This is a genomic window from Streptomyces tricolor (genome assembly GCF_002155905.1).
Taxonomy (GTDB): domain Bacteria; phylum Actinomycetota; class Actinomycetes; order Streptomycetales; family Streptomycetaceae; genus Streptomyces; species Streptomyces tricolor.
Window position 1 is genome coordinate 1 of the sequence record NZ_MUMF01000137.1, and the last position, 10,856, is coordinate 10,856.

General features: G+C 69.3%; 13 protein-coding genes and 1 pseudogene. 3 read left to right on the plus strand and 11 right to left on the minus strand.

Features of this window, described 5'->3' with window-relative positions; all coding sequences use genetic code 11:
• From CCN44_RS11125 to CCN44_RS44370, 7 genes are all read right to left on the minus strand, one after another.
• The coding region (locus CCN44_RS11125; protein WP_086697528.1) for a hypothetical protein at positions 1 to 2,100 on the minus strand (2,100 nt) is incomplete at its 3' end.
• A gap of 79 nt (positions 2,101 to 2,179) precedes the next feature.
• Positions 2,180 to 2,647 (minus strand): hypothetical protein, encoded by a 468-nt coding sequence (locus tag CCN44_RS11130; protein WP_086697529.1) that lies wholly within the window; start codon positions 2,645 to 2,647, stop codon positions 2,180 to 2,182.
• Between the two features lie 25 nt (positions 2,648 to 2,672).
• Positions 2,673 to 3,131: a hypothetical protein gene (locus CCN44_RS11135; RefSeq protein ID WP_086697530.1), complete on the minus strand. Its 459-nt coding sequence runs from the start codon at positions 3,129 to 3,131 to the stop codon at positions 2,673 to 2,675.
• Positions 3,128 to 3,307 (minus strand): hypothetical protein, encoded by a 180-nt coding sequence (locus CCN44_RS11140; protein WP_086697531.1) that lies wholly within the window; start codon positions 3,305 to 3,307, stop codon positions 3,128 to 3,130. The genes CCN44_RS11135 and CCN44_RS11140 overlap by 4 nt, the downstream gene beginning before the upstream one ends.
• A gap of 121 nt (positions 3,308 to 3,428) precedes the next feature.
• Positions 3,429 to 4,955: a DUF2637 domain-containing protein gene (locus tag CCN44_RS11145; protein WP_158103089.1), complete on the minus strand. Its 1,527-nt coding sequence runs from the start codon at positions 4,953 to 4,955 to the stop codon at positions 3,429 to 3,431.
• A 615-nt stretch (positions 4,956 to 5,570) separates the two neighbouring features.
• A complete protein-coding gene (locus tag CCN44_RS11150; protein WP_086697533.1) occupies positions 5,571 to 5,762 on the minus strand; it encodes a hypothetical protein in 192 nt (63 codons plus the stop codon).
• Complete coding sequence (locus CCN44_RS44370; protein WP_158103090.1) at positions 5,753 to 5,890, minus strand: hypothetical protein; 138 nt, start codon at positions 5,888 to 5,890, stop codon at positions 5,753 to 5,755. The genes CCN44_RS11150 and CCN44_RS44370 overlap by 10 nt, the downstream gene beginning before the upstream one ends.
• A gap of 191 nt (positions 5,891 to 6,081) precedes the next feature.
• Between CCN44_RS44370 and CCN44_RS11155 the strand changes: the two genes are divergently transcribed.
• Positions 6,082 to 6,438 carry a hypothetical protein gene (locus tag CCN44_RS11155; protein WP_143649697.1) on the plus strand — a complete coding sequence of 119 codons (357 nt, stop codon included), beginning with the start codon at positions 6,082 to 6,084 and terminating at the stop codon, positions 6,436 to 6,438.
• A 295-nt stretch (positions 6,439 to 6,733) separates the two neighbouring features.
• Here CCN44_RS11155 and CCN44_RS11160 read toward each other — a convergent pair whose 3' ends face one another.
• Complete coding sequence (locus CCN44_RS11160) at positions 6,734 to 7,054, minus strand: hypothetical protein (protein ID WP_086697535.1); 321 nt, start codon at positions 7,052 to 7,054, stop codon at positions 6,734 to 6,736.
• Positions 7,054 to 7,536 (minus strand): helix-turn-helix transcriptional regulator, encoded by a 483-nt coding sequence (locus CCN44_RS11165; protein ID WP_086697536.1) that lies wholly within the window; start codon positions 7,534 to 7,536, stop codon positions 7,054 to 7,056. The genes CCN44_RS11160 and CCN44_RS11165 overlap by 1 nt, the downstream gene beginning before the upstream one ends.
• A gap of 849 nt (positions 7,537 to 8,385) precedes the next feature.
• Here CCN44_RS11165 and CCN44_RS43185 point away from each other — a divergent pair.
• Positions 8,386 to 8,554, plus strand: a pseudogene (locus CCN44_RS43185) (transcriptional regulator); the annotation flags it as partial.
• A gap of 32 nt (positions 8,555 to 8,586) precedes the next feature.
• A complete protein-coding gene (locus CCN44_RS11170) occupies positions 8,587 to 8,766 on the plus strand; it encodes a hypothetical protein (protein ID WP_086697537.1) in 180 nt (59 codons plus the stop codon).
• A 26-nt stretch (positions 8,767 to 8,792) separates the two neighbouring features.
• Here the strand turns inward: CCN44_RS11170 and CCN44_RS11175 are convergent, their stop codons facing one another.
• The gene (locus tag CCN44_RS11175) at positions 8,793 to 9,350 is read right to left on the minus strand and encodes a flavoprotein (protein ID WP_086697538.1); all 558 of its coding nucleotides are present in this window, start codon (positions 9,348 to 9,350) and stop codon (positions 8,793 to 8,795) included.
• Positions 9,347 to 10,597: a helix-turn-helix domain-containing protein gene (locus CCN44_RS11180; RefSeq protein WP_086697539.1), complete on the minus strand. Its 1,251-nt coding sequence runs from the start codon at positions 10,595 to 10,597 to the stop codon at positions 9,347 to 9,349. Before CCN44_RS11180 ends, CCN44_RS11175 begins: the two co-directional genes overlap by 4 nt.
• Positions 10,598 to 10,856: the final 259 nt, after the last annotated feature.

Genomic DNA, 10,856 nt, shown 5'->3' on the forward strand with positions numbered 1-10,856 from the left:
CGCCCGCAGCGCCCGGGTCAGAGCCTTGCTCAGCTCGCGGAGACGGCCCTTGTCGTCGCGGTCGTCCCACCGACCCCAGCGCGCGGCATCGTCTTCCCGGAGGTATGCGTGCACCTGATCCAGGGCCAGGAATGCCGGATCGTCCTCTCGGACGAATGCGTCTGCAATGACACTCAGGACGTGAGGCACATCCGGCTCATCGCTACCAGCGGTGCCGCTGCTGCGAGCCACAAGTTTGCGCCATTCCTCGATCAGACCAGCCTCGGTCAATGTCAAAGTGAGATCGGGCAAACCTGCTTTCCCGCGCTCCGCGCCGACCCGTGCGGCATGTTCCGGCGTAATCTGCCGGAACTTGTACCGCAGGGGCCGTTTGGGAAGTCCGGGAAGCCCTTGGGCGTAGACCTGTCCGGCGTCGTTGATTTCGGTGTGGGTGGCAGCCTCCAGCAGATCGGCACGGTATCCCTCGGCGATCGCCCCACCGCCCAGCAATTCAGTAACATCAACTCGGCGGCACGCTCCGAGCATTTTGCCCTTCAACTTCGGCCCAATGGCATCCCCCAGGTAATCCTTGGTTCCCCACTGGGAAAAGCAGTAGAACCAGATTCCTTCTTTACGGCCAAGCACAAGCAGCCTGATCAGCTTCTTCTTATTCTTTTCATTAAGCTGTGGCCATTCATCCAGGGACGCGCAGATGGCGGGGTGCTCTGGGCTGACACGCCACGTGTCGCCCCACCCATTAGCCTGCCGCTGTCGAGCGCGGGCAGCGCACAACTTCAGCAGGAAATCAAGAACGTCGCCAATGAGTTCCTGGTCCATGCAGGCATTCAGTGTGATGGCGTCGCCCAGGGCACCAACTCCGGTTCCAACCGGATCAACGTTGATCAAGGCCGCGTCGGTGCATGAGGTGATCGCCTCGGCGATCGCAAGGGAAATGCCACTCTTTGCGGACCCAGAGTCGCCCACCATGAGCAGCATGAGCCCGGCGAGAGTGAACGCCATTTGGGAGGCGTCCATACCAACCCCGAAATCAAACGGATTCAGGATCGATCCGGACAGCGGCGCCCGGTAGGGCGCTGGGCCTACCAGTTCCGGCCTAAACGGGTCCTGGAGCAGCATGCGCATAGTGCAGGAGTCGCCGGCCTCGGGGTCAGCCTCAATCAGCAGGCCGTTACGACGCAGGCGCAGCAGCGTGATCAGGTTCCGGTACGTGTCGTCCTTGTTGAAGTCGTCCGGGCTGCCGGTCCTGACCCGCACGCGCGCCGACCACCCCCACGGTTCCCGGCGCCCCTCGGTGACCTCAGCGACGTCCCCACCCGCGCGGACGAGAGCGCGCCGCAGAGCCTCCACCGCTTCATCGGACGTCGTCGCGTCGGCAATTGCGTACGTCGGCAGCTCCTCCTCGTCCGAGATGTCATCGGACGCCTGCGCGGGCAACGCCAGCTCGGGGCGCGCAAGCAGCCGTTCAGGGATCGGCCGCTGTGTGAGAGTGGGGGGCCGACGGCCCAGCCACCACAGCACCGCCACCGCAGCGGGCAGCACCAGCAGTAGGAGTTGCGGCCGTACGACGAGCAGCGCGCCGAGGGCACCGACGACGACCATCATCGCGATGAACCGCCTGGTGCTGCTCGCGCGGCGGGCGGCCTTGATCTGGTCCGCGGTGGGCTCGACGGGTACGAACGGCACCGTCGAGAGATCCTTCAGGGCGGCGGTGCGGCGCTTGCGCTCCTCCCGCAGCCCCTTGACCTCCTGCCGCTGCTCCGGAGTCCAGCCCTCCTCCGCCCCGATCTGCTCCAGCCTGGTGATGCGGGTGTGGACCTCCTCGATCTCCTCGCGGGCCTGCTCGCGCACCGCCTCATAAGCGGCGTACTGCCGTGCGACCAGATGCCGGCGGATCTCCTCGTCACTCTGGTGGGCAGTGAGCAACCGGTGCCGGATGCTGACTCCGGCGTGGCGGGCGCCGGAGCCGACCCGCGTGACGGTCGTACGAGCGATGCTCAGGGCGACGTCGGCGGCCTGGTGCTGGGCGCCCCTGGAGTCCCTGTCGATGGGCACCGGCTCTTCGTGCTCTTCGGTGGGGTCCGTCGTGGGGTCGACGCTCATATCGTGTCTCTCCTGCGCGGGGCGTATCGGGGAGTGGAGCGGCCCCGGACGAAAGGACCGTCCGGGGCCGCGGGGGCGGTCAGCTAAAGAACGTTTGCTCGATGCTGACGTGACCGATCCAGTTGATGAGCGGCGTCAGAGTGACCGCGCCCAAGAACGGGCCGAGTGTCAGGCCGCAGGGAGCGCCCCAAGAAAGCTCGCGCTTCGGCTTCTTCTTCGCGCTCTTGTAGAGGACGACGAATACGACGATGAGAGCCAGCATGATGACCGCGCCGAAAGGGGAGAGGGTGCCGAACTCCGCCGGGCGGGAGATCTGTACGTGGGTGGCTCCGGTGCCCTTTTCCAGGGCGTAATCCCCGCCCTTTCCGACCCCGTTCCGGGCCCACGTCATGATGGTGCCGATGATGCCTCCCGCGCATGCTCCCGCCGCTGCGAACGCGGTTGCCGAGAGCCCGAAGGGCCACAGCTCAGCCCAGTTGCGGGACTTGCTCTTGAAGTAGAAAACGCTCATGCGGCCCACCAGGATCAGGAATCCAACGGTGAACATGCCGAGAGTGACAGTTTTCATTTACTCAGCCCCCTACGAGGAACGACGCGAGCCCGAACACGATGGCTACGGGCGTGTAGTACAAAAGCCCGACCGGCAGCCCCCAGGTAATCAGCCTGGTGGTCTTGCGCTCCACTCGCAGATGCCACCCGCCCACAATGGCGAACGCGAGGAAGGTAATCCCGAATGCGGTGGTGATGGGGAACCGCTGAAGGGTCAGAAAGAGAGCCCACGCGGGTCCGATAGACCACATCGCGCGCTTGCACGCAATGCCGTTGTCGCTGTGCCTCACCCAGTTCGTGAACCAGGTGAAGTCCCAGTTGCCCTCCTTCGGCGGGGGCGGCGGGGTGGCGGCGTCGCGCAGGTACTCGGCGGCGGCCCGCATGTCGGCGGCAGCGTCCGCCAGCGCGCTGTCGTCGGGCTGCTGGTAGCCGCTGCCCTGCGGTGCCTGTGCGGCCCACCACGGGTCGCTGCTGCTGCTCACTGCTGCCTCCCTGCTGCGGCGGCACCGACACCCAGCAGCCGCCACAGGTGCGCGCGGACGCGCAGCTCGTCACCGCCGAGGGCCAGCAGCCACGGCCGGGCCGTGGCCGGCCACTGGCGGGGCGCGGGCAGGACGGTGCGGGTGTAGCCGCCGGGGTCGGTCTGTCGTCGGGTCATACTGGTGGTGCCTCCTGCTATGTGACGTGCGGTCATTTCCGGGAGGGCGGTCCGGCGGGGGCGCCAATCCCCCGCCGGGCCCGTCACGGGCCGGTCACAGCCCGTGAGCGTATTCGGTAGGTCAGACACCGGACCAGGCGCGTCCGGTTTCCAGCGCGTGGATCGGGTCCCTCTCGGGGTCGTAGCCCGACGCGATGAGCTGTGCGGCGGCGTCGCGGTAGCTGGTGGCGGTGCTGCTGGCAACCCTCAACCGATCCTGGATCTTGGTGGTCGGCATCCGCAGCGCGTCGCCACCCGCCTCGGCGAGGATCATCCGGGCCACCCGGCGCTCCTGCCGTTCACGTTCGGTCAGACCGGCGGCCTCCTCGGCGAGCGTCGCCCTGAGGTCCAGCTCAGCCGCTGCGGCGCGAGCCTCGGCGGCGGCCCGCTTGTGCTCCTCGGCGCGAGCCTCGGCAGCGGCAGCGTCGGCCGCGCGCTGCTTGGCCTCGGCGGCCTTCTGAGCAGCACGCCACTGCACGTCGGCGGCCTCGGCCGCGCGCTGAGCCTGTTCCTCTTCCAGCCGTACGGCTACCTCGTTGTCCTCGGCAGCCTTCCGGCGCAGCGCCGCCGTGCGGGCGGTCTCCTCGACCTCCTTCTCGACCAGGGCCCGGCGCTGCTCCTCGGCCGCGGCACGCTCAGCCGCGCTGCGCTGCCGGGCCGCCTCGATGGCGGCCACGTCGACGTGGCCGGCCGCGCGGTGCTCCGCCGCACGGCGCTCTGCTTCGGTCTGCGTCTGCAACAGATCAACCTCGGCCTGCGCCTGCAACGCCTCCTTCTGCGCGGTGAGCGCAGCGATACGGTCGGCGTGCTCACGCCGTCGCCGCTCCGCCTCGGCCTTGTGCGCCCGCTCCTGATCGGCCCGCTCGCGAGCAGCACGGCGCTCTTGGTCGTCACTGCGCATCCGGTCGGGCAGGGCCAGCGCCTCATCAACGCTCACTCCGTAGGGAGCAAGCAGGTCGGGAAGCCGGTCCAGCACCGTGATGACGTCGCGCTCATCGAAGTCCGGCCCAGCCTCGGCGCGCGCTGCCTCGATCTCCTCCCGGTAGCGGACCCAGACACGGTGGATCTCGATGTCCCGCCGCATCTTCCGCGCCTCGGCATAGGTCATCGGGTAGGTCTTGGCGGTACGGAACACCCACCACGTCACCCCGGGCCGCAGGAACCAGTCGGCGAGCGTGAGCGTGCCGGTGTCACCAGCCTCCAGCCGCGCCGTGCGAGAGATCAGGTGCCGGGCAGCCTCAACAAGCAGGACGTAGGCGGCGGGCATGGCCGCGTGCCCGAGCAGCCGCCCCGGATCACGGCCGAGCGCCTCCCACACACCCGGGGATCCGGGCAGCCCATTGGCGGCAGCGATCACGTTCAGCGCGACCGTGACCGCCGTGATCCCGTGCGCAGCAACCAGCAGAGCAGGCTTGGCCATCCGGCGCCACACCAGGACCAGATGCAGGCTGTAGAGCGCGATGATCAGTCCGTCGACCCCGAGGGGGAAAACCCGGCGTTCCCAGGATCCGAACCCCCAGTCCCCGGCGGCCTGCACGAGGGTGCCGTAGGAGAGGGCGAAACCGACCCCGGCGGCGGCAAGGCCGGCCACGATCGCGACACCGGCCACGGTCCACATGATCGCCGCCAGGCGGCGGACGCGGGGGGCGGGGACGGGAACGTCCGCGGCGGCCGGACCGGACTCCTCGGCGGGCACAGGGGCGGCGGTGTCCGTCTCGGCATCGGCCGGGGCGGCGGGGTGCGGTACCTCCGGGCGCCCGACGATGGGGCGCGGGTCGGTCATGGTCACGTGCTGGTCCTCCGGGGAGTGAGGGTCGGTCCTGCGGGCCGCCTGGTGGCGGTCGTGCCCCCGGGCCGGAGTCGATCCGGCAGCCTCGCGCCGTACTCCGGGGGCCGGTCACTGGTGGCTCGCCCACCCATCCTGCGGCGGGTGCGCTTCCGGTGACCATGGGGTTTCAGTGGGTTGTCAAGTCAGCAGTGCTGGCACTCCGGGGTGTCGGACCAGAGTCCGCACCTGGAGCACTGCCACAAATGCCGCAGAGTGCCGGGCAGTTGACGGATACGGCGGATCACGATCCACCACCCCGCACTACCTGCCGGGGGATGAGCGCCTGTACCGGCTGCGAAGAACGAGGCCGGGGGATGAGCCCGCCGTCCCACCAGCCACCGCAGTCGCGGCACACGAACTGCCCGTTCCTGGACTGCATGGGCTGACCGCAGCACGTCACCGGCGACGCCCCTTGCTGAGGCCAGAGTTGCGCCCCTCCTCGGTGCGGTCACCGCCAGCACCCGGGGTGGGCTTGTCCTCGGCGGAGCACCACCATCCGCAGCTGGCCTGGTACTCGGTCGGGGCGCCCTTGTCGGCGTACGGGCCGCCGGGCTTCGTGCTGATCGGCGTACGGTTCCTCAGGCCCATGGCGAACCCCCCTCCGTGTCGGCCTCGGGGCCGCGCTGGTCGTCCTCGGACACCAGCTGGTCCACGAGGGAGCGCAGGGGGCTGTCGGGCTCATGCGCGCAGGTGGGCGCGCTGACGATACGATCCACGACGGATCGCACCTCCTTTGGTCGCATCAAAGGCGGTCGGTCAAGGCCCTCGGCACGCGCTGCTCCAACAGCGCAGGGTGCTCCAACACCCGCCGGGGGCCGCCCCGTTTCCGAGGCATCACCACCATGACACAGAAAACACCGCCGGTGCAACGAACGCACCGACGGTGTTTTTGGTTATGCTCTCCACCGTGACCGACACCCCAGACGAGGCGCCCGCAGGGCTGCCGGAAGAAGAGCAGGCGGCGGCGCTGCGCACGCTCAAAGAGGCCGGCGACCGCCGGGCCGCGCTGCTGGCGCAGGCCGAAGAGATCCTGTTGCAGGAGATCAAACCGGCGGCGGTTCGGGCTGCCCGCAAGGGCGCCGGCCGCAGCCGGATCCGTGAGCTAGCGCAGGTCGGACCGACGGTCCTGTACCGCTGGTTCGCAGAGGCGGGCATCCCCGTACGGGACAAGCGCCCAGCATCCGCCCCTAAGACTCGGCGCCGTTCCGGCTCCAAGGGCGACGCTCGCGCTCAAGTGACCGCTCCGGATCGGCGCGAGGCGTAGTCTCGCCTGAACGAAAAGTTAAGGCCCACCGTTGCTCCACCCGGGACTGGCATCCCGGAGTGGCGGCGGGCCGTCTGCGGCCGGCCGCGCGGCGGGCCGGGTGCATCGGCGGTACCCAGACGCCGATCACCCCCAGGTGACCTCGCACTGTTGCACTCAGAAACAGTGTGGGGAAACGCGGACGTCCGACACTGTCACTCAGGCGCACGGTGTCGGACGTCCGCGTTTCCCCATAATGTGCGTGTGGGGCACAGTCCCAGTTCAGAACCGGTCTGTGCCCCACACGCGGTGCGGTTCAGGCGGTGCGACGCAGTGGGACGACGTTGTTCCGTTCCTCCGCGCGGGGCCCCAGCCCGTAGTAGCGGATGTTCCCGTGGCGTGATGCGAGCCTGAGCCAGCCCGCTTTGATCAACTGGGGAATCGTCCGCGACAACAGCGGCCGGTTCATGCCGATCTCTTCCGCGATCTTCTCGCCCGTCTTCACCACGGCGTTGTCGAACTCCGGGTCTTTGCGAGCGGTCAGGTAGTAGGTGACGATGCGCATCTGGGGATGCGGCAGGGACAGGGTCTGACGCAACACGGCGGGGTCGATCCCGTCGGGAACGAGATCACTCATTACGCCGTTTCCTTCCTCTCGGGAATGCCAGGTGCCACGGGTCGACGGTAGGCGGCAGTGTCCTTCGTCTGCTGCTCGCCGCCCATCCGGGATGCGTGATGCGGCGAGGCCCGGTAGTAGATGGTTCGGCCATGCCGCTCGGCCTCAAACAGCAGACCGGCTTTGACCAGCTTCCTGATCGACGCTGCGATGGTCCGGGGGGTGACCCCAATCCAGTCGGCCATCTTCTGACGGGACCACCGGAGCACGTCCCCGCGCTTCTCAGGACCGTGTACATGCAGGGCCAGCACATCACGGTCAGACGGGGTGAGACCTGACTCCTTGTTCAGGATGGCCAGGCCGATTTCGTTGCTTACTGCACTGAAGCCTCCAGGGAAGTTGTACGAGGTGCGGCGTTCTTCGTCGTCCAGGTCGTACAAGTCGACCTGTTCGCCGGTCCCGGCATCGACGAACCGCCGAAGTCGGGCGGGCCCAGCTGACATTGAGCCCCTTACCTTTCCTCTCGGGAACAGTGTGCGGCGTGATCATTACATGCCACTGTTCCTCAGAGCAACAGCCGCGCCCCGCGTGTCGAATGTTCCTGTGGAGCACAGTGAACGGTCGCCCGTTTCCCCATATTGGGCAATCAGAAGCCTGTAATGGAACGGTATTTGCGCAGGTCAACGGGCCTTTTTCGTCGGGCGCCCTCTACGTACATCAGGAGCGCTGCCACCGAACCACGGCGGGGTCCCCCGGTTACGGCGCGGCAGCCGAACTCGGGCCTCCACCAACGGATGCCGGCTGCGGCATACCTGGGGCCCTATCAGAACAGGGAAGCGTGGCTGGTGCCTGGGGGTGGCTGATGGAAGCACACGTGACGGACGCCTGCCTACGTGCGGCTTTCGTCGTGGCGGACTTTCGTGGGCTGAGGTTCACACACCGATGAGCACGTCGCATCCCACGGAAGGACGACGGGGTGACCGGCCAACATGGGGCGGCAACCCTGGGCGGTTTACGTGACGGGTGATCTGCCGTCCGCGGCATGTGCCCAATCCCGTGGGATGGCTAGCTGGGAGGGAGGGGGTGCCGTGGCGCGCCCAGGCTCCGGACTATCCACAGGACATGGGGCTAGGCGCCGTACCCCCGCCGTCACGGATGCGAACCGTAATGCGATCACCCCACCGGCCGTGGCTGATGGGGAGCTGGCTGCTGCCGCGCGATGGTGGCTGCCGGAACGCGCTCCGCGCCCTACAAGCCGTGGGTGGTTGGTGGTCCGACTGCGGCACGGTCCCGGGCTGAGGTCACTGACAGGTCCGTGGTTCCCGGATAGCAACCAACGTAGATCGCACGAGGGAATCGAGCACGACCGCCGCCGCTCCGGATTCCACCTGATCACCCCCGCCCGAGTGGGAGCACGTGACGGTGCTGCCCAACCCGATAGGGGCTCGCGACGAGCCCGGCCCGGTCTGGGGCGGCGGGCCGACCCTGCGCCAACTGCTGCGCATCTCGGCCCCGAAGTACGAGGCACACCAAGACGCCCCCTAGACGCTCCTGTGAGTGCCGATCAGTCGTACTGCGGTAAATCCCCGGCCGGATGGGAGATCGGCCCCCACAGGGCCGTACAGCCGCTTTTAGCGGCCGGCGACGTCGGCGACCGGGACGACGCGTACGACCCGGTGTACGGCGAGGAGCCGTACACCGGCCGCCTGTCCGGCCCGTCCCTGGACTGGTAGCCCGCCCCGGCCTACCGCGCCGACCGCTACGGCATGGTGGGCAGTGCTTCCAGCGCGAGATCCCAGGGGTAGGCGTGCACGTTGCCGTGTTTGGGCCGGTGCGGTACGAAGCCGTCGGGTTCGTGCTGGTCCTGGAGCAGGAGGCGCACGCCGGCTCCGCGCAGGGTCGTCACGGCGCGGGTGAGGGCGGGGTGTTGGGCCTGCGCGGCGTTGATGTACGGCAGGGCTACTACGGGGACGGGCAGGCCGAGGGCCTCGGTCAGCAGGCCGAGGGCGAGCGTGTCGGCGTGCCCGTCGGCCCATTTCGTGAGGGTGTTCAGGGTGGCCGGCGCGGACAGGATCGCGTCGGGGGCCGGGAGGACGTCGGCTTCCGAGGGCAGTTTGTACTGGTGGCGGACGGGGTGGCCGGTGAGGGCGCACAGCTCCTCCAGCTCCCCCTGGGCGTCTTCGACCGCCCACCGGTGCGCGGACGGGGTGAGGACGAGGCAGACGTCCCAGCCGCGGGCCTGCGCGGCGCGGATGCCGACGGGGACGTGCCGGGCGGGCGGAGCAGCGCTGGAGATCAGATACAGGGTGCGTGTCACTCGGGCAGTCCACAGCGCCCGGCGAGCGCGCGCAACCGGCCCTCGGCGCTCCCGGCTCCCAAGAGTTCGAGGTCCTGGACGAGTTGGTGGGTGCGGGGCCTGCGCAGCACCTCGTCCTGCGCCTCGATCTCGGCGTCCAGCAGCGCGTCGACGGCTTTCTCGCGTTGCCCGGCGAGCAGGTGTGCGTGCGCGAGGTCGACCAGGCGGTGGGCGCGCCGCTCGCGCGGCAGGCTGCTCACGTCGGCGGGGGACATCTCCAGCGCCACGCTCACGCCCTCGGCGCCCTGGGCGAGCTGCACGTGGGTGGCCAGGCGGTACAGCGCGATGTTCGCCCGGCCGAAGGCCGACCACAGCCGGTTGTGGTCGGCGTCGCCGAGTTGCTCGGCGAAGTCGTCGGCCTGGCCGAGCAGGTCCGGGACGGCTCGGGCAGCGGCGGCTGCCCGGCGGCTGTCGCGCTGGTCGGCGGCGGTGGCCTGCGCCATCGCCGCTTTGAGGTAGAGGGCCCCGAGGGTGCTCAGCCCCTCGGGGCCGGCGCTAAGCAGGTCGGGGGTCAGGCGGGTGGCGGCGGCCACGGCGAACTCGGCGGCAGCCACGGGCTGTCCGTGGTGGGTCATGGCGTCCGCGAGGTGCCGCGCGGCCGTCGCCATGATGACCGGCGCGCCGGACCGCTCGGCGGCGATCACCGCGCGGTGCCCGGCGAGATGGGCCAGGTCCCCCGAGCCGCCCTTGATGGCGGTCGCCTCGGTCAGGCACAGCACCATGGACAAGGCCCGGTAGGCAGTCAGCTGGTCGTCGCCGGTGTGCCGGGCGGCGGCGCGGTTCGCCTCGATGAGCAGATCGGGGACCAGGCGGGCGAGACCGGCGAGCGCACCGGCCTGGAAGGCGTCCCAGCCGTGCGCGACGCGGCGGCGCAGGGTGTCGACGTCCAGCGGGCCGGCGCCGTCGTCGTCGGAGCAGCCGGTGACCACGTCGTGCCGCAGGAGCACCGACCGGATCGCCTCCAGCTCCACCGAGTCCACCGCGGCCGTCTCCGGATCGTCCTCAAGAAGCCGCTCCAGCGGGATCCGCAGCACGCGGGCGGAGTCGGTCAGCACCGACAGCCGCGGATCCGCCTGCCGCTCCCCGGCCTCCAGCATCTGCACCCACCGTGCGGTCCGGCCGCCCATCAAGGCACCGAAGTCCGACTGCGTAAGGCGCCGTTGCTGCCGCCAGTAGGCGATCCGCCGGCCGATGACACGAGCGTCCATCTGCTCTCTCCGGGGGGCTCTCCAGTCCGGACGACGAAGGCGAACAAACCGTTCGTCCACCGTCTGTTGTACTCCCCGTACGGTCCGTGCATGGCAGCTTCTGAGCACATCACCCGTGAGGAGACGACCGCGACCGCCGTACGCCCCGACCCCTGCTCCGCGGTGCTGTACGTCTGCGCGGCCCGAGGCGTCCACGACCCCACCCTGTCGGCGGACCGCGCCGAGACCGAAGGCCGCGCGTACGCGGCGGTGCGCGGTC